Genomic DNA, 17,447 nt, shown 5'->3' on the forward strand with positions numbered 1-17,447 from the left:
CTAGCGGCAGTACACGTCCCGCCGCGGCCGTTCACCGGTGGCCAGGAAGCGGGAGGCCGTCGCGTCGCCGCACGCGGTGCCGTTGTCGAGGTAGGCGTCGTGGCCGGTGGAGTCGTTGGTCACCATGACGGTCCGGCGGCCGAGGGCCTCGCGCATTTTCAGGGCGCCGCTCAGCGGGGTCGCGACGTCGCGTTCGTTCTGGACGAGGAGGATGTTGGAGGGGCCCCGGTCGGTGATCCGCACCGGCGGCTGCTTCGGCTGCCACGGCCAGGCGGCGCACATCAGGGCGTTGCGGGGCATGCCGGCGGTGAGAGGGTACTTGGCGCGGCTCTTCGCAACTCCCTTTTCGTACACGGCAGTCGAGCGTGGCCAGGCGGCGTCGTTGCAGATGGTGGCGGCGCCGACCGCGGTCATGGCCTGCGCCACGCTGTCCGGTAGCGTCTGCGGCGCGGGCAGGGGCGTGCCGTGCTGCGCGGCGAGGATCAGCTGGGCGAGCGCCGGGTAGTCGTCGGGGTCGTAGAGGCTGTTGAGCATGGACTGGCGCAGCACATTGCCGTTCAGCTCCTCGGGGTTGGCGCCGGGCCAGGGGATCGGCTCGCGGTCCAGGCGGGCGGCGAGCCGGAGGAAGAGCGGGCGCACCTCGGCGGCCGTGTCGGCCAGGCGGTACGGATTGCCGGGCGTGGAGGCCCACTTGGCGAACTCGGGGAAGTTGTCCTCGACGCCCACCTCGGTGATTTTCACCCAAGCGCGCTCCGGGTTGACGGGGTCGGGGTTGTCGTTGCTGTCGAGCACGATGCGGTCGGTGCGCCCGGGGAAGAGCTGGGCGTAGACCGCTCCGACGTACGTCCCGTACGAGACGCCCCACGCGGACAGTTTCCGCTCGCCGAGGGCGGCCCGGATGCTGTCGACGTCGCGGGCGTTGTCGACGGTGCTGATGTGCCGCATCAGCTCACCGCCGTTGCGGGCGCAGGCGCTCGCCATGCGCCGGGCGGTGGCCAGGTTCCCGTCGATGGACCCGTCGGGCGCGGGCCACGGCCGCGAGGCGGTCAGGGCGAGGTCACGGTGTTCGAGCCCACAACTGGTGGTCGTTGAGGGAGCGTTGCCGCGCGGTGCGTATCCGATCAGGTCGTAGGTGTTGCGTACCGCCTGCGGCAGCTTCTGCCCCTTGCCGGAGGGGTCGTCGAGGCTCGACCCGCCGGGTCCTCCCGGGATGAGCAGCAGCGCGCCCCGGCGGGCGGACGGCTTCTCGGCGGGGATCCGGGACAGGGCGAGGTCGATGGTCGATCCGTCGGGGCGGGCGTAGTCCATCGGGACCTTCAGCGTCGCGCACTCCTGGCGCGGGTCGAGTCCGGCGCCGTCGCAGGCGCCCCAGTTCAGGGCGGAGGACGCGTCGGCCGCGGACGCGCTCAGAGGTGTCAGTACACCGAAGACGATGCCGGAGGCGGCTGCGATCAGGGCGGCGCTCTTCGTGATCTCCTTCATGCCTACGAGCCTCCCGGACCCGGCCCCCGTCTCCCATCCGGTCGACAGCCCTGTCGACAGGGGGGTTTACCCCCGCACTGCGGCAGGGCTGGTCATACGTCACACGTCCCGCCGGTCCACGACCACCACCGTCAGAATGGCCGCGACCCCCGCCCACACCGCGAACACGACCCACCCGCCGGTGACCGTGGTCGGGAACCTGGGCGTCAGGGTGAAGGGATGGTCGCCGTAGCCGGTGTCGACGAGCCGCACCCAGGCGTTGTACGGGAGCGCGTTGCGGACGCAGGCCGTCCAGTGGTAGCGGTCCGTGACGAAGGCGGGCAGAAGCAGCAGGACGAGGGTGGTCAGGATCATCGTGGTCGCGCTGTGCCGGATCAGCGCACCCATGCCCATGCCGACCAGGGCGCTCACCGGCGCGAGCAGCGCCGACGCCACGACCACGCGCCACGCGCCCGGGTGACCGATCGGCACGCCCAGGCCACGGCCGTCCAGGATGGCCTGGGAGGCGGCATAGGAGGCGCCCGCGACGACCGCGCCGTAGACCGTCATCACCGCCGTCACCACGAGCACCTTGGCGCTCATCAGCGCCCGCCGGTCGGGCACGGCGGTGAACGTCGTACGGATCTGGCCCGTCCCGTACTCGCCGACGACCGTGATCGCGCCGATGCCCGCGGTCGCCAGGATCATCATCATCGCGGCGCCCACGGTGAAGGCGTCGCGCAGCGCCCAGTGGACGAACTCGCGGCGGATCAGCGCGTTGTAGTGCGGGTAGTTGGCGTAGTCGGCGCGGGCCGCGTTCGCGTTGAAGGCGATCAGGGCCAGGGCACACGAGCCGAGCGCCCAGTAAGTGGAGCGCAGGGAGCGGAGTTTGATCCACTCGGAGGCCAGCAGGTCGGTGAAGCGGGCGGCCGGGACGGCGAGGGTGGTCATCGGGTCTCTCCTGCGGTGGTCATCGGGTCTCTCCCGCCGCGTACTCGACGCTGTCGGCGGTCAGTTCCATGAAGGCCGTCTCCAGCGAGGCCGACTGCGTGGTCAACTCGCGGAGCAGGACGCGGTGTTCGTGGGCGAGCTCGCCGACGCGGGCCGCACTCGCGCCGCGCACCCGCAGCGTCTCCTCGTCGTGCGGGGTCACCACCGCGCCCTCGGCCGTCAGTACGGCGGCCAGCCGGCCCGCGTCCGGCGAGCGCACCGTCACGGTCGGCGCCGTCCCGCGCGAGGCGAACTCTTCGAGGCTTTCGGCGGCGATGAGTTCGCCGCGGCCGATCACGACCAACTCGTCGGCCGTGTGCTCCATCTCGGACATCAGATGGCTGGAGACGAAGACCGTACGGCCCTCGCGCGCCAGGCGCCGGAACAGCTCCCGCACCCACAACACACCCTCCGGGTCAAGCCCGTTGAGCGGCTCGTCGAACATCAGCACCGGGGGGCTGCCGAGCAGCGCGGCCGCGATGCCGAGCCGCTGCTTCATGCCGAGGGAGAAGGTGCCGATCCGGCGGCGGGCGGCGGAAGCGGTCAGCCCGACCTCGGCGAGCACCTCGTCCACGCGTCCGGCCGGGATGCGGTTGCTGCGGGCCAGGGCGTGCAGATGGGCCCGCGCGCTGCGCCCGCCGTGCACGTCGTGCGCGTCGAGGAGGGCCCCGACGTGCCGCAGGCCGCGCGGACGTGCGCGAAAGGGGCGGCCGTCGACGGTGGCGGTGCCGCCGCTCGGCTCGACGAGCCCCAGCAGCATGCGCAGGGTCGTCGTCTTGCTTATGAGGCGGGGTTGGTGTCGGTGTCACGGTGATGCCGCTTGCCGAGCGTCGTTATGCGGACTACCTGGTCGATCGGAAGAAGGAGTTGGGGAAGTGAGCGGGTACACGAAGTGGTCGGGTGGTGGGCATCGTGAGCGCGCCGAGGAACTGGCGGGCGGCCGGGGCGCGTTTTTGGAGGGGGCTCGGCGACTGCTTGCCGAGGCGCGTGCCCGACGCTCGGCGGCTACGCGCGCGCCGAGGTGAAGTCAATGAACTTCGCCCAGGCGGCCGCGCCGACGACCAGGACGGGCCCGTGCGTGACCTTGCTGTCCCGGACGGGGACGACACCGGGGATGCCTTCGGCGACCTCGACGCAGTTGCCGCCGTTGCCGTCGCTGTAGGTGCTCTTGCGCCAGCGGGCGGCGCCGGGAAAGTCGTACGCGACCTCGACGCACTCGCCGCCGTTGCCGTCGCTGTACGTGCTCTTGCGCCAGCTCGCGTTGCTCAGGTCGTACTCGCGCATCGTCTGAAGTCCTCCGCCGCCGACTCGATCATCGTCAGGGACGCCTCCGGCGCCAGCGCGGCGGCCCTGATCAGATCGTATGCCGACTGTGCCCGCTTCACCACAGCCGGATCGTCCAGCAGCGATCCCGAATACACGGCTTCTGTATAGGCCGTTGGTGGGGCGTCCTCGAACTCCATGAGGCGCAGCGTCCCGTTCATGACCGCGTACGCACCGGCCTCGTACGGCAACACTTGCACCACCACCGCCCGCTCACGCGTGAGCGCTGCTACGTGCTCCAGCTGTTCGGCCATCACCGCTGCCCCGCCGACAGGGATACGGAGCACATGCTCGTGTAGGACCACCCAATACACAGGCCGCGTCGCGCCTTTGAGGATGCGCTGCCGCTCCAGTCGGCCCGACACCTTGTCGTCGATGTACTCGTCCGGCGCGAAGGGGTTCATCGCCAAGGTGACCGCTCGTGTGTACGCCGCCGTCTGCAAGAGGCCGGGCACCAGCGCAGGGGCGAAGTCGCAGACTTGCACCGCCAGCCGTTCCAGCTCCGCCGCCTTCGCGAAGTAATCCGCATACCGAGGATCGTCAATCAGCTTCCTGCACAACCGCTCGAAAATACCGTCGGTTTGCAGGATCCCGTCGATGCGGGACGCGATATCGAGCTGGGGTTTTCGAATTGCCTGCTCGAACTGCCCGATATACGCGCCGGACACGAAGACCCGCGCCCCCAACTCCGCCTGGGTCAGCCCCGCGTCCTCGCGCTGTCGTTTCAGCTCCGTGCCGAAGAACTCCCACGCCGCCTGACGTGAACCATTGGCCATGACCAACCCCCTTGAGCTGCACCGCACTTGTAGAGCACAGACTCCTGCCGAGCGTAGCCGGAACGGTTCACGGTGGAGAGGAAAAGCGTGAAACCCAAAAAGAAAGGGGAGCACGCTGGGGGCGCAAACGAACCCGGCCCCTGAATTATGGGTCGTTTTCGTTACGGTCGTTAAGGAGAGGAAATGAAACCCCCCATCGGTACTCATGTCGTGGACACGCGCACAGGAAAGGTGGGAATCGTCATGGGGCACGAAGGCCCGTACGTACAACTGAGACCGTACGGCGGCGGCAGGGAGTGGGACGCCGACCCCGGCGCCGTACGCGGAGCGACCACCGCCGAGCGGCTCAGCGCGGCCACCGCGTACGCGAACGCGCGCAGCCGGGGCGAGGTGCCTTGACGCGGGACCGGAACCCCTTGAGTAGGGTGCGGGCGCATGAGGTTGCCGAGCATACGGAGATGGAGAAAACCCCGGGCCGAGCGGCGCTACCCCGCCCCCCTCACCCTGCACGAGCTGTGGATGGTCTCGCTGAGCGCACCGGTCAGCCGTGACCGCAACGCCTCGCGCACCACGCTGTACCCGTTCCGGCGGATCGACGACGACAGCGCGCGCAGCTGGCTGGCGGAGCAGTGGGAGATCGGCTCACGGCAGGTGCTGGTCGACCGGCTCGACGAACTCTCCCGCAGCGGCTACCGGGCGCGCGCCCAGCAGGTCCTCGGCGTCGCGCCGCTCGCCTGGGACGCCGCCCTGTACGTCGACATCGCCCGGCTCGGCTTCGGGTGCGGGATGATCACCGAGGCCGAGGCGTGGACGGCGCTGAAGAACATCGTGCCGTCGGTGGTGCGGACGTACGCCTCCTGGCAGGAGTACGCCGACCACTACCTGCTCGGCCGCAAGGTGTGGCAGGACGGCCTGGGCGGCGGCCGGGACGAGACGTTCCCGGCCCCGCAGTCCGCCGCCGACGCGCATCTGAGCGCACTCCTGGACCCCGCGAACCGCGCCAGCCCCTGGAACCTCGCCCCCTGGGACACCATCAGTCACCCCGACCGCGCCCGCTGACTTCGGCCATACGAGACAATGGCTGCATGAGTCTGTTCCGCGACGACGGCATCGTCCTGCGCACCCAGAAGCTGGGCGAAGCGGACCGGATCATCACGCTCCTCACGCGCGGGCACGGGCGGGTGCGGGCCGTGGCGCGTGGGGTGCGGCGGACCAAGTCGAAGTTCGGCGCCCGCCTCGAACCCTTCTCCCATGTCGACGTGCAGTTCTTCGCGCGCGGCAGCGAGCTCGTCGGCCGCGGCCTGCCCCTGTGCACCCAGAGCGAGACCATCGCTCCCTACGGCGGCGGCATCGTCGCCGACTACGCCCGCTACACCGCGGGCACCGCCATGCTGGAGACCGCCGAGCGGTTCACCGACCACGAGGGCGAACCGGCCGTGCAGCAGTATCTGCTGCTCGTGGGCGCCCTGCGGACGCTGGCCCGCGGCGAGCACGCCCCGCACCTCGTCCTCGACGCCTTCCTGCTGCGCTCCCTAGCCGTCAACGGCTACGCCCCCAGCTTCAGCGATTGCGTGAAGTGCGGTATGCCCGGTCCGAACCGGTTCTTCTCGGTCGCCTCCGGCGGCTCCGTCTGCGTCGACTGCCGGGTGGCCGGCAGCGTCGTACCCTCGCCGCAGACCCTGGAACTCCTCGCCGCACTGCTTACGGGAGACTGGGAGACCGCGGACGCGTGCGAGCCGCGGTATGTCAGGGAGGGGAGCGGGCTGGTGTCCGCGTATCTGCACTGGCATCTGGAACGCGGCTTGCGTTCGCTGCGTTACGTAGAGAAGTAGCGGTCCGCAGAGAAGCAGCGGTCCGCAGAGAAGCAAGCCGATCGTAGAGAAGTACGCCGTCTAAGGAGACGAGAAGCACATGGCTGTACGCGGCATCCTGGGACGCCGGCGCAGGGAGTACAAGGCGCCGGAGCCGCACCCGTCGGGCGCTCGCGCGCCGAAGCTGCCGGGCGAACTGGTCCCGAGCCACGTGGCGATCGTCATGGACGGGAACGGCCGCTGGGCCAAGGAGCGCGGCCTGCCGCGCACCGAGGGCCACAAGGTCGGCGCGGAGCGCGTCCTGGACGTGCTGCAGGGGGCCATCGAGATGGGCGTGGGCAACATCTCGCTGTACGCCTTCTCCACCGAGAACTGGAAGCGCTCGCCCGAAGAGGTCCGCTTCCTGATGAACTTCAACCGCGACTTCATCCGCAAGACCCGCGACACCCTCGACGAACTGGGCATCCGGGTGCGCTGGGTGGGCCGTATGCCCAGGCTGTGGAAGTCGGTCGCCAAGGAACTCCAGGTCGCCCAGGAGCAGACCAAGGACAACGACCTGCTGACGCTGTACTTCTGCATGAACTACGGCGGGCGTGCGGAGATCGCGGACGCCGCGCAAGCGCTCGCGGAGGACGTGAAGGCGGGCCGGCTCGACCCGTCGAAGATCAGCGAGAAGACCCTCGCGAAGTACATGTACTACCAGGACATGCCCGACGTGGACCTGTTCCTGCGCCCGAGCGGCGAGCAGCGCACCTCCAACTTCCTGCTCTGGCAGAGCGCTTACGCCGAGATGGTCTTCCAGGACGTCCTCTGGCCCGACTTCGACCGCCGCGACCTCTGGCGCGCCTGCGTCGAATTCGCCTCCCGAGACCGCCGCTTCGGCGGCGCAGTCCCGAACGAACAACTCCTGGAAATGGAGCGGGAGATGCGAGGAGACCAGGGCTAGGAGCTCGCGCAGACAGGCCGTGTGGGACGCCCGTCTAGGACGCGTCGTCGGCGGCGGCCTCGTTGTGGTGGGGCTCCAGGCGGGCGACTGTTTGCTTGCTCCATGCTCGGATGACTGATGTCTGCTCCGGGGTCAGTGGGTCGAGGAAGTGGCGGCGGACGTTGTCGCCGTGCACGAGGATGGCGCTCCGGGCGGCGCGGCGGCCCTCGGCGGTCAGCCCGACCCCCGCGCGGCGACCATCGGCCCCGTACTGGGTGCGCTTGACGAAGCCGCGTCTTTCCATACGCGTCAGCTGATGTGAGACGCGGCTCTTGTCCCAGTCGAGCGACTCGGAGAGCTCGCCGACACGCATCTCGCGGCCGCCGGCCTGCCACAGCGTCACCAGCAGGCTGAACTCGGCCTTCGAGATGTCGCAGTCACGCTGTAGACCACGCTCCAGCTCTCTGGTGAGCAGACGCTGCGCGCGCATCCAGGTATCCCAGAACTCCCACTCCTCGGGTTCCAGCGATCGAGTCTCCGTCATGTCGCCGAGGATACCGCGACCAGCAGAGTTGTCACTTCAACTCCTGCCGGCCGCCGCGGCGACCAGATCGCCGCCTGGGCGCTGCAGGCCGCCCGCGCCCACGGCGGAGCCGACTACGAACTCATCGACCTCGCCGACCACGACCTCGGCAACCTCGACGAGCCCGGCAACCCGAACTTCCAGCAGTACCGGCACGACCACACCCGCGCCTGGGCCGCACTCATCGACAGCTTCGACGGCTACGTCTTCCTCGTCCCCGAGTACAACCACTCCTACCCCGGAGCCCTGAAGAACGCCCTGGACTACGTCTACCGCGAGTGGAACGACAAGGCCGCCGGGATCATCAGCTACGGCGGCTGGGCCGCCGGGGCACGGGCCGCCGAGGCGCTGCGACTCGTCCTCGCCGAACTCCAGGTGGCCACGGTCCGCGCCCAGCCCACCATCTCGACACACCCCTCGTTCCACACCGGCACCTTCGTCCCCCAGGAGGGCCTCGACACCGCCGTGGACACCATGCTCGACCAGCTGATCGCCTGGTCCGGCGCCCTGCGCGGGGTGCGCCAGGGCAGGACACAGACGCCCACGGCCGCATGAGGCCAAGTTCGTGACCGATCACCAGGGCACGGGCGTTCCGTCCCAGGAGAAGAAGCCACCGGTGGGGCTGTCGTCCGGCAGCAGGGCCAGGCGGAGGGCACCCTGCGCGGCCTCGGCCGGGTCGCCTCCGGCAGCGGCGGCCCGGGGGTTGAGATCGGTGGCCCGCAGGCCGGGGGCGAGCGCGTTGACCTTGAAGCCGTCATCGGCCAGCGCCTGGGCGTAGAGGACGGTGAGGGCGTTGAGGGCGGCCTTGGACGACCGGTAGGCGGCAGCGCCGCTCGTCGGGGTGAACTGGGGGTTGGGGGTGGTGCTCCAGGTCAGCGACGCCGTGCCACTGGAGATGTTGACGATGCGCGGGTGCGGGGCTCGGCGCAGGGCGGGCAGGAAGGCATTGGTGACCGCCACTACCCCGAACACATTGGTCTCGTATGTGCGCCGGTACTCCTCGACGCCGGTGTCGGTCGGCTGGGCGAGCGACGGCGAGATGCCGGCGTTGTTGACCAGCACGTCCAAGCGGTCCACCTGAGCCGCGGCCTGTGCGATGCCGTCGGGATCCGTCACATCGAGGACCAGCAGACGGGCCCCTGCGCCGATCTCCTCGACGGCTCGCTGCCCGCGCCCGGGGTCACGGGAGCCCACGTACACGGTGAACCCCTCGGCGGCGAGCAGCCGGGCGATATCCTTTCCGATGCCCTTGTTGGCACCGGTGACCAGAGCTGTGCGTTCGTTCATGGCCCCCACACTTCCCCGGTCGTGGGTGCCCTGCCAGGGACAGCCTGTACCAGGCAGCGGGAGGAGGCGACATGGCGCGGCAGGAGCTGGCCCACTACCTGAGGGAGCGCCGGGCGGCCCTGCGTCCGCACGAGATCGGCCTGGCGGCGACGGGTACCGACCGCCGCACACCGGGTCTGCGCCGCGAAGAGGTGGCGGAGCTCGCCCACATGTCGGTCGACTACTACACGCGGCTGGAGCAGGCCCGGGGGCCGCGGCCCTCGCCCCGGATCCTGGACGCGCTGGCCCGTGCGCTGCGGCTCACGCCGGCCGAGCGCAGCCATCTGTTCCGCCTGGCGGGTTCGAGCGCGCCGCCCGGCATCAGCGTCGAGCGGCGGGTGCGCCCGCATGTGGCCCGGATGCTGGAGCGGCTGCCGGAGACCGGTGCCATCGTCACTGACGCGGCGTACGACGTCGTCGCCTGGAACCCCCTGGCCCGGGCACTGCTCGGCGCCGACCCTGGCGGCGGGACGACGAACCTGGCCCGACGCCGCTTCCTGAACCAGGGGCGGATGTACGAAAGCTCCAGCGCCGAGGAGTTCGGGCACATCGTGGTGGCGCGGCTACGCCGAGCCGCGGACCGCTACCCGCACGACCCCAAGCTGGCCGCGCTGCTGGCGGAACTCCACGCCAACAGCGCGGAGTTCCGCCAGATCTGGGAGACGCGCCCGGTCCACGCCCCCGGACACCGCACCAAGACCCTGAACCATCCCAAGGCCGGCGCACTGCGCCTGAACTGCGACGTCCTACTCGTCCCCGAGGACGACCAGGAGGTCGTCCTGATCACGGCCACCCCCGGAACCACCACAAGAAGTGCCCTCAGCACCCTGACCAGAGCCTGAGCTGCAACGCCCTCAGGGGCGCGGGGAACTGCGCGACAAGTCACAACGAACAGTCAGTCCGCAACGAACCGCACCCTCACGGCGAACAGCGGCTACCCCGCAGAACACTCCGAGCACTCCGCACACGTCCCGAAGATCTCAACCGTATGCGCGACATTGACGTACCCGTGCTCCGCAGCGATGGCCTCCGCCCACTTCTCCACAGCAGGCCCCTCCACCTCAACAGCCTTGCCGCAGACCCGGCAGACAAGATGGTGGTGGTGCTCCCCGGTGGAGCAGCGCCGGTACACCGACTCCCCGTCGGACGTGCGCAGCACATCCACTTCCCCCGCGTCGGCGAGGTTCTGCAGCGTGCGGTAGACGGTGGTCAGTCCGACCGAGTCGCCCTTGTGCTTCAGCATGTCGTGGAGCTCCTGCGCGCTGCGGAACTCCTCGACCTCGTCCAGGGCCGCCGCCACGGCTGCCCGCTGCCGGGTCGCACGGCCCTTCACGGGCGGTCCAGCGGTCGTCACCGGTTGCCTCCTCACATCTGCGTCTGCCCGGACATTGTGCCAGCCGGGGCTGTGCACGGTCAGACGCCGACCTTCCCGTCCGCGGCCCGGGCGGCCGGAATCGCGCACTCGGCCGGGTCCGGGGCGGGCCGCGCCGCGGCGGCCGTACGGGCGCGGCGGCGGGCCAGCGGGGTCGCCAGCGCGGTGAGCACCATGAAGGCGCCGATGGTCAGCAGCACGATCGTCGCGCCGGGCGGCACGTCCTCGTAGTAGGAGGTGACCGTGCCGCCGATGGTCACCGTCACCCCGATCGCCACCGCGATCGCGAAGGTGGCCGCGAAACTGCGGCTGAGCTGCTGGGCCGCCGCCACGGGCACCACCATCAGCGCGCTCACCAGCAGCAGCCCCACCACGCGCATCGCGACCGTGACCGTCACCGCCGCCGTGACCGCGGTGAGCAGGTTCAGGGCGCGCACCGGCAGCCCGGTGACCCGCGCGAACTCCTCGTCCTGGCTGACCGCGAACAGCTGCCGGCGCAGACCGAGGGTGACCAGCACGACGAATCCGGCCAGCAGACAGATCGCGGTCACGTCCGACTCCGACACCGTCGACAGCGAGCCGAAGAGGTACGAGGTCAGGTTGGCGTTGGAGCCGCCCGGCGCGAGGTTGATGAACATGACGCCGCCCGCCATACCGCCGTAGAAGAGCATGGCCAGTGCGATGTCTCCGCGGGTGCGGCCGTACCAGCGGATCAGCTCCATGAGGATCGCGCCGAGCACGGAGACGGCCGTCGCCATCCACACCGGGGACGCGGAGAGCAGGAAGCCGAGGCCGACACCCGTCATCGCGACATGGCCGATTCCGTCGCCCATGAGGGCCTGGCGGCGCTGCACGAGGTAGATGCCGATCGCCGGGGCGGTGATGCCGACGAGGACGGCGGCGAGCAGGGCCCGCTGCATGAAGGCGTAGTCGAGGATGTCCATCAGCTCAGCAGTCCCGTGCGGGTCGGAGCATGCGGGTGTACGTGGTCGTGGCCGGGGAGGGCATGCTGCCCCAGGGCCTTCGGCGGTGGGCCGTCGTGCAGGACGCAGCCGTCGCGGAGCACCACCGCGCGGTCGATCAGGGGCTCCAGCGGCCCCAGTTCATGCAGGACGAGCAGCACCGTGGCGCCGGAGGCGACCTGTTCGCGCAGGGTCCGCGCGAGCACCTCCTGGCTGGCCAGGTCCACGCCCGCCATCGGCTCGTCCATGATCAGCAGTTCGGGTTCGGCGGCGAGCGCGCGGGCGATCAGTACGCGCTGGTGCTGGCCGCCGGAGAGGGCGTTCACCGAGTCCTTGGCGCGGTCCGCCATCCCGACCAGCTCCAGGGCCCGGCGCACGGCCGCGTGGTCCGCCTTGCGCAGCACCCCGAAGCGCGCCCGCGACAGCCGGCCGGACGAGACGATCTCGGTGACGGTGGCCGGGACGCCGCCCGCGGCGGTGGTGCGCTGCGGCACGTAGCCGACCCGTGCCCAGTCGCGGAACCGGCCGCGGGGGGTGCCGAACAGCTCGACCTCACCGGCGCTCACCGGCACCTGGCCGATGATCGTGCGGATCGCGGTGGACTTGCCGGAGCCGTTGGCGCCGAGCAGCGCGACCACCTCACCGCGGTGAACGGTGAGGTCGATGCCGCGCAGGACGGGGCGCGAGCCCAGGTCGGCGCGTACGCCGCGCAGCGAGACGACGGCTTCGCCGGTCGTTCCGTCCCCGGTCATGAGGCCCCCAACGCCTGCTGCAGCGCCTTGAGGTTGGCCTCCTGGACCGAGAAGTAGTCCTTGCCGCGGGACTTGTCGGTGATGCCCTCGATCGGATCGAGGACGTCCGTCTTCAGTCCCGTGTCGGAGGCGATGGTCTTGGCGGTCTTGTCGCTGACGAGCGTCTCGTAGAACACGGTGGTGACGCCGTCGGCCCTGGCCATCTCCTCGAGGGCCTTGACGCGGGCCCCGCTCGGCTCGGACTCGGGGTCGAGGCCGTTGATGGCCTCCTCGGTCAGGCCGTAGCGCTCGGCGAGATAGCCGAAGGCGGCGTGCGTGGTGAGGAAGACCTTGGACCTGGTGTGCGCCAGTCCGTCCTTGAACTGCGTGTTCAGCGCGTCGAGCTTCTTCACGAGGGCCGCGGTGTTCTTCCTGTAGTCGGCCGCGTGGTCCGGGTCCGCCTTCTCGAAGGCCTTGCCGACGCCCTCGGCGACCTCGGCGTAGCGCACCGGGTCCAGCCAGATGTGGGGGTCGAGGCCGGAGAGCTCCTCGTTCTCGGAGTGGTCGTGGGAGGCGGCGTGACCGCCGACCTCGTTGCCGTGCTTCTCCAGCGATGTGAGGGAGGCGGCGTCGATCTTGGTCCTGACCTCGGACTGGGCGACCGCGTCGTCGACGGAGGGCTGGAGGTTCTTGAGGTAGAGCACCGCGTCCGACTCCTGGAGCTGCGCGGTCTGCTTGGCGCTGATCTCCAGGTCGTGGGGCTCCTGGCCGGGCTGGGTCAGGCTGGTGACATGGACGTGGCTGCCGCCGATCCGCTCGGCGAGGAAGGCCATCGGGTAGAACGACGCGACGACGTCGAACTTGCCGGTGTCGCCCGCGGCGGCGCTGTCGGTGGAGCAGGCGGAGAGGGTGGCCAGACCGAGGGCCGTGACGGCCGCGGTCGCCACCGCGGGTATGAGGTGTCGTCGTACGTTCATGACAGTCATTTTCAACAAACATGGAAACCGTTGTCAACAAGCCTGGGTGAGGGGTGCCTGCGCGGCAGGTAAGGCGGACCGATTTGATTGAGGGGGAGCCCCCGCCGGTACCCTGAAGCATTCGCTCTGAAGCGTCTCGCTTCCTCGCCCGTCGTCGTAATGAAGAGAGCACCGTGGCCGCCGACAAGATCGACACCATCGTCAGCCTGAGCAAGCGCCGTGGCTTCGTATTCCCCAGCAGTGAGATCTACGGCGGCACGAAGGCCGCCTGGGACTACGGGCCGCTCGGTGTCGAGCTCAAGGAGAACCTGAAGCGCCAGTGGTGGCGCTACATGGTGACCTCGCGCGAGGACGTGGTCGGTATCGACTCGTCCGTGATCCTGGCCCCCGAGGTCTGGGTCGCCTCCGGCCACGTCGCCACCTTCACGGACCCGCTCACCGAGTGCACCTCCTGTCACAAGCGGTTCCGCGCGGACCACCTGGAGGAGGCCTACGAGGCCAAGCACGGCCGCGTGCCGGAGAACGGCCTGGCGGACGTGAACTGCCCCAACTGCGGCAACAAGGGCCAGTTCACCGAGCCCAAGCAGTTCTCGGGTCTGCTCTCGACGCACCTCGGCCCCACGCAGGACAGCGGCTCGATCGCCTATCTGCGCCCCGAGACCGCGCAGGGCATCTTCACCAACTTCGCCCAGGTGCAGACCACCTCGCGCCGCAAGCCGCCGTTCGGCATCGCGCAGATGGGCAAGTCGTTCCGCAACGAGATCACGCCCGGCAACTTCATCTTCCGTACCCGTGAGTTCGAGCAGATGGAGATGGAGTTCTTCGTCAAGCCGGGCGAGGACGAGAAGTGGCACGAGTACTGGATGGAGCAGCGCTGGAACTGGTACACCGGCCTCGGCCTGCGGGAGGAGAACATGCGGTGGTACGAGCACCCGAAGGAGAAGCTCTCCCACTACTCCAAGCGCACCGCCGACATCGAGTACCGCTTCAACTTCGGCGGCAACGAGTGGGGTGAGCTGGAGGGCGTCGCCAACCGCACCGACTACGACCTGAACGCCCACTCCAAGGCCTCCGGCCAGGACCTGTCCTACTTCGACCAGGAGGCCGGCGAGCGCTGGACGCCGTACGTCATCGAGCCCGCGGCCGGTGTCGGCCGCGCGATGCTCGCCTTCCTGCTCGACGCCTACGTCGAGGACGAGGCGCCGAACGCCAAGGGCAAGATGGAGAAGCGCACGGTGCTGCGGCTGAACCACAAGCTCGCCCCGGTGAAGGTGGCCGTCCTGCCGCTGTCCCGCAACCCGGAGCTGTCGCCCAAGGCCAAGGGTCTCGCCCAGGCGCTGCGCCAGAACTGGAACATCGAGTTCGACGACGCCGGCGCCATCGGCCGCCGCTACCGTCGCCAGGACGAGATCGGCACGCCGTACTGCGTCACGGTCGACTTCGACACGCTCGACGACAACGCCGTGACCGTGCGCGAGCGTGACTCCATGAAGCAGGAGCGGGTCTCCCTCGACCAGATCGAGGGGTACCTGGCCGGGCGCCTGCTGGGCAGCTGACGCCCGCCCCCGCCTCTGCCCGTGCCCCTGCGGCACACGCCGTCGAACGCCGGACGGGACCGACCTCGGTCAGTTCCCTCCGGCGTTCGGTATGTCCAGGGTGTCGTACGTCCTGAAGGTGTACACCGCCGACAGCTCGATCGTGTTGCCGGTGCGGCTCGGGAGGCCGAGCCGGTGGTTGACCAGGGGGTTCAGGGGGCCGCAGCCCGTTGCCCGAGGGGCTGTGAACGTGTCGTCGTAGGCGTCGAACCTGATGACCGGCGGGTCCTGCGAGACCCACTCCGAATCGCCCTTGCGCTGGAGGCGGAGCTCGATCGGGGTCTCCTTGCCGATCGTGCAGCCGTGCGGCAGCAGCGGGTCGAGGACGCGGAAGCGCATCGTGAACAGGCCGAGGTTGTTGCCGACGGAGTAGAAGTCCGAGCGGCCGCCGTACTCCGGGCGCAGGGACATGCGGTGGTGGCCCGGAACGGCCGTGGGAGCTCCCCGCAGGGCGCCGAAGACCTGGCCCTCACCGCCGTCCGGCAGGGGGCCCTCGGCGTGGGTGATGGTGATGGGTGACAACTCGGGCAGGGTGGTGCGGCCGAGGGTCAGCGAACCCGTGGCGGTCATCACCTCGCACTTCCACTCGGCGGGGTCCACGCCGGGCGGGAGCGCGGGGCAGTCGCTGAAGTCGTAGGCGGGAGGGGGCGGTTCGGCCGCGGCCGGGAGGGCCGTCGCACCGGTGACCAGGACGGCGGCGAGGGCGCCGACGGCGAGCAATGCGGTGATCTTCATGTCACTCAGCGTGCCGTCACATACACCCGCGCGGTAACAGGGATCTCCCTTGCCCACCCCTGAGCCGCCCCTGACCCCGTGTCAGGGTCATGGGTGACCCCCGATCTCGGGTGCTCGATCATTGGTCCCCGATACGGGCCCGAGATTGGACCTGTAGGCCCGGCCACCCCATCCGCAGAGTGGTCCCATGAGCCTCGCGTTCCTCCTGACCACCCTGGTCGTCGTCGCCACCCCCGGCACCGGTGTCGTCTACACCCTCGCCGCCGGGCTGTCCCGCGGCCGCCGCGCGAGCGTCGTCGCGGCCTTCGCCTGCACCCTCGGGATCGTGCCGCATGTACTGGCCACCGTCACCGGGCTCGCCGCCCTGCTGAACGCGAGCGCCGCCGCCTTCCAGGTCCTCAAGTACGCCGGCGTGGGCTATCTGCTGTACATGGCGTGGGCCACGCTGCGGGACAAGCAGGCGATCGACGTCGAGGAGGATGCCGCGCCGCTCTCGGCCGGGCGTGTGATCGTGCGGGGCGTGCTGATCAACCTGCTCAACCCCAAGCTGACGATCTTCTTCTTCGCGTTCCTGCCGCAGTTCGTCGACCCCTCCGCACCGCACGCGCTGCCGCACATGCTCGCGCTCAGCGGGGTGTTCATGCTGGCGACCTTCGTCGTGTTCGCGGCGTACGGCGTTCTCGCGGCGTCGGTGCGCAGCCACGTCATCGCGCGGCCGCGTGTGATGGCGTGGCTGCGGCGGAGCTTCGCGGGGTCGTTCGTGGCACTGGGCGCGAAGCTGGCGCTGACACCGCGTTAGCGGTTCAACGGCCCTGGAGCGACTTGACGTTGTCGCCGAAGGTCCAGTTCTTCGAGCCGTCCCAGTTGATCGACCAGGTCATCAGGCCCTTGAGTGAAGTGCCGTAGTGCTTCCAGGCCTCGGAGACCAGGGACGGGGACATGTAGCCGCCGCCCGCTCCCGACTGCGCGGGCAGTCCGGGGACCTGCTTGTCGTAGGGCACCCTGATCGTCGTGCCCTGCACCACGAGGCCCTTGTCGAGGCAGTCGGTCTGGGCGGTGAAGCCCTCGACGGTGCCGGCGGAGTAGGAGTCGCCGGAGCAGCCGTACATGCTGCCGTTGTAGTACTGCATGTTCAGCCACCACAGGCGGCCGTTGTCGGCGTACTTCTTGATGATCGGCAGGTAGGCGCCCCAGATCGAGCCGTACGTGACGCTGCCGCCGGTGACGTAGGCCGTCTCCGGGGCCATGGTCAGGCCGAAGTCGGACGGCATCTGGGCCAGGATGCCGTCGATGATGCGGATCAGGTTGGCCTGGGACGTGGAGAGTTGGCCGATGCTGCCGCTGCCGGTCAGGCCCGTCTCGATGTCGATGTCGATGCCGTCGAAGTTGTACTTCTTCAGGATCGGGACGATCGTCGCGACGAACTTGTCCGCCACGGCGGTGGAGCCCAGGTCGATGCCGGCCGTCGCGCCGCCGATCGACATCAGGATCGTCTGCCCGGACGCCTTGGCCGCGCACATCTCCGCGGGCGTCGCCACCTTCACGCCCGAGTCCATGCCGTCCTCCCACAGGGCCGTTCCGTCGGAGCGGATCACGGGGAAGGCGGCGTTGATCACGTTGTAACCGTGGGCGGCGATACGGGAGTCGGTGATCGGGGTCCAGCCGAAGGGCGGATGGACGCCGTTGGCGGAGCCGTCCCAGTTCTCCCAGTAGCCCTGCAGGACCTTGCCGGCCGGCTTGGACTTCACGGCGCAGGTGTCGGCGGCCGAGGCGGTGGGGGCGGCGGGCAGCTGGGTGAGACAGGCGGTCGCGACGGCTGCGGTGAGCAGGCTCAAGGCGCGGCGGATCATGCGAGGCCTCCCGGTGGGGGGTGCGGTGAG

General features: G+C 69.7%; 20 protein-coding genes and 1 pseudogene. 8 read left to right on the forward strand and 13 right to left on the reverse strand.

The features are described 5' to 3' along the window. From MQN93_RS08775 to MQN93_RS08795, 5 genes and pseudogenes are all read right to left on the reverse strand, one after another. On the reverse strand, positions 1 to 1,482 hold the full coding sequence (locus MQN93_RS08775; protein ID WP_242709011.1) for an alpha/beta hydrolase: 1,482 nt from the start codon (positions 1,480 to 1,482) through the stop codon (positions 1 to 3). Between the two features lie 99 nt (positions 1,483 to 1,581). Further along, positions 1,582 to 2,412: an ABC transporter permease gene (locus tag MQN93_RS08780; RefSeq protein ID WP_242709012.1), complete on the reverse strand. Its 831-nt coding sequence runs from the start codon at positions 2,410 to 2,412 to the stop codon at positions 1,582 to 1,584. Positions 2,413 to 2,431: 19 nt separating this feature from the next. Beyond that, positions 2,432 to 3,244 (reverse strand): annotated as a pseudogene (locus MQN93_RS08785) (DUF8746 domain-containing protein); the annotation flags it as partial. A gap of 212 nt (positions 3,245 to 3,456) precedes the next feature. Further along, positions 3,457 to 3,735 (reverse strand): DUF397 domain-containing protein, encoded by a 279-nt coding sequence (locus tag MQN93_RS08790; RefSeq protein WP_242709013.1) that lies wholly within the window; start codon positions 3,733 to 3,735, stop codon positions 3,457 to 3,459. Continuing rightward, on the reverse strand, positions 3,717 to 4,550 hold the full coding sequence (locus MQN93_RS08795; RefSeq protein ID WP_016435358.1) for a helix-turn-helix domain-containing protein: 834 nt from the start codon (positions 4,548 to 4,550) through the stop codon (positions 3,717 to 3,719). The genes MQN93_RS08790 and MQN93_RS08795 overlap by 19 nt, the downstream gene beginning before the upstream one ends. Before the next feature lie 183 nt (positions 4,551 to 4,733). On the opposite strand from MQN93_RS08795, the gene MQN93_RS08800 reads away from it, so the two are divergent. From MQN93_RS08800 to MQN93_RS08815, 4 genes are all read left to right on the forward strand, one after another. Continuing rightward, complete coding sequence (locus tag MQN93_RS08800; RefSeq protein WP_016435359.1) at positions 4,734 to 4,949, forward strand: hypothetical protein; 216 nt, start codon at positions 4,734 to 4,736, stop codon at positions 4,947 to 4,949. Positions 4,950 to 4,985: 36 nt separating this feature from the next. Beyond that, a complete protein-coding gene (locus MQN93_RS08805) occupies positions 4,986 to 5,609 on the forward strand; it encodes a DUF1266 domain-containing protein (protein WP_242709014.1) in 624 nt (207 codons plus the stop codon). A 26-nt stretch (positions 5,610 to 5,635) separates the two neighbouring features. Then, complete coding sequence (gene recO, locus MQN93_RS08810; protein ID WP_016435361.1) at positions 5,636 to 6,382, forward strand: DNA repair protein RecO; 747 nt, start codon at positions 5,636 to 5,638, stop codon at positions 6,380 to 6,382. 79 nt (positions 6,383 to 6,461) lie between these two features. Beyond that, a complete protein-coding gene (locus tag MQN93_RS08815; RefSeq protein WP_016435362.1) occupies positions 6,462 to 7,307 on the forward strand; it encodes an isoprenyl transferase in 846 nt (281 codons plus the stop codon). Between the two features lie 34 nt (positions 7,308 to 7,341). Here the strand turns inward: MQN93_RS08815 and MQN93_RS08820 are convergent, their stop codons facing one another. Further along, positions 7,342 to 7,830, reverse strand: a complete 489-nt coding sequence (locus tag MQN93_RS08820; protein WP_242709015.1) for a MarR family winged helix-turn-helix transcriptional regulator — start codon at positions 7,828 to 7,830, stop codon at positions 7,342 to 7,344. An 81-nt stretch (positions 7,831 to 7,911) separates the two neighbouring features. Between MQN93_RS08820 and MQN93_RS44565 the strand changes: the two genes are divergently transcribed. Further along, positions 7,912 to 8,424, forward strand: a complete 513-nt coding sequence (locus tag MQN93_RS44565; protein ID WP_278190598.1) for an NAD(P)H-dependent oxidoreductase — start codon at positions 7,912 to 7,914, stop codon at positions 8,422 to 8,424. An 18-nt stretch (positions 8,425 to 8,442) separates the two neighbouring features. Here MQN93_RS44565 and MQN93_RS08835 read toward each other — a convergent pair whose 3' ends face one another. Next, on the reverse strand, positions 8,443 to 9,156 hold the full coding sequence (locus MQN93_RS08835; protein WP_242709017.1) for an SDR family oxidoreductase: 714 nt from the start codon (positions 9,154 to 9,156) through the stop codon (positions 8,443 to 8,445). 71 nt (positions 9,157 to 9,227) lie between these two features. On the opposite strand from MQN93_RS08835, the gene MQN93_RS08840 reads away from it, so the two are divergent. After that, positions 9,228 to 10,037, forward strand: a complete 810-nt coding sequence (locus tag MQN93_RS08840; protein WP_242709018.1) for a helix-turn-helix transcriptional regulator — start codon at positions 9,228 to 9,230, stop codon at positions 10,035 to 10,037. A 92-nt stretch (positions 10,038 to 10,129) separates the two neighbouring features. Here the strand turns inward: MQN93_RS08840 and MQN93_RS08845 are convergent, their stop codons facing one another. The 4 genes from MQN93_RS08845 to MQN93_RS08860 are packed head-to-tail and all read right to left on the reverse strand — an operon-like array spanning position 10,130 to position 13,237. After that, the gene (locus MQN93_RS08845; RefSeq protein ID WP_016435367.1) at positions 10,130 to 10,549 is read right to left on the reverse strand and encodes a Fur family transcriptional regulator; all 420 of its coding nucleotides are present in this window, start codon (positions 10,547 to 10,549) and stop codon (positions 10,130 to 10,132) included. Positions 10,550 to 10,608: 59 nt separating this feature from the next. Continuing rightward, entirely contained in the window at positions 10,609 to 11,511 is a 903-nt protein-coding gene (locus tag MQN93_RS08850; RefSeq protein ID WP_242709019.1) for a metal ABC transporter permease, read from the reverse strand. After that, positions 11,511 to 12,281: a metal ABC transporter ATP-binding protein gene (locus MQN93_RS08855; RefSeq protein ID WP_242709020.1), complete on the reverse strand. Its 771-nt coding sequence runs from the start codon at positions 12,279 to 12,281 to the stop codon at positions 11,511 to 11,513. The genes MQN93_RS08850 and MQN93_RS08855 overlap by 1 nt, the downstream gene beginning before the upstream one ends. Beyond that, a complete protein-coding gene (locus MQN93_RS08860) occupies positions 12,278 to 13,237 on the reverse strand; it encodes a metal ABC transporter substrate-binding protein (RefSeq protein WP_016435370.1) in 960 nt (319 codons plus the stop codon). The genes MQN93_RS08855 and MQN93_RS08860 overlap by 4 nt, the downstream gene beginning before the upstream one ends. Before the next feature lie 173 nt (positions 13,238 to 13,410). Here MQN93_RS08860 and MQN93_RS08865 point away from each other — a divergent pair, with 173 nt between their 5' ends. Beyond that, positions 13,411 to 14,793, forward strand: coding sequence for a glycine--tRNA ligase (locus tag MQN93_RS08865; RefSeq protein WP_016435371.1), 1,383 nt, complete (start codon positions 13,411 to 13,413; stop codon positions 14,791 to 14,793). A gap of 69 nt (positions 14,794 to 14,862) precedes the next feature. Here MQN93_RS08865 and MQN93_RS08870 read toward each other — a convergent pair whose 3' ends face one another. Continuing rightward, a complete protein-coding gene (locus MQN93_RS08870) occupies positions 14,863 to 15,567 on the reverse strand; it encodes a hypothetical protein (RefSeq protein WP_242709021.1) in 705 nt (234 codons plus the stop codon). A 187-nt stretch (positions 15,568 to 15,754) separates the two neighbouring features. Here MQN93_RS08870 and MQN93_RS08875 point away from each other — a divergent pair, with 187 nt between their 5' ends. Beyond that, positions 15,755 to 16,366 (forward strand): LysE family translocator, encoded by a 612-nt coding sequence (locus MQN93_RS08875; RefSeq protein ID WP_016435373.1) that lies wholly within the window; start codon positions 15,755 to 15,757, stop codon positions 16,364 to 16,366. Positions 16,367 to 16,370: 4 nt separating this feature from the next. Here MQN93_RS08875 and MQN93_RS08880 read toward each other — a convergent pair whose 3' ends face one another. After that, positions 16,371 to 17,417: a chitinase gene (locus MQN93_RS08880; protein ID WP_016435374.1), complete on the reverse strand. Its 1,047-nt coding sequence runs from the start codon at positions 17,415 to 17,417 to the stop codon at positions 16,371 to 16,373. Between the last annotated feature and the right edge of the window lie 30 nt (positions 17,418 to 17,447).

Origin of the sequence: Streptomyces spinosisporus, from assembly GCF_022698145.1 — a bacterium.
GTDB classification, from domain to species: domain Bacteria; phylum Actinomycetota; class Actinomycetes; order Streptomycetales; family Streptomycetaceae; genus Streptomyces; species Streptomyces spinosisporus.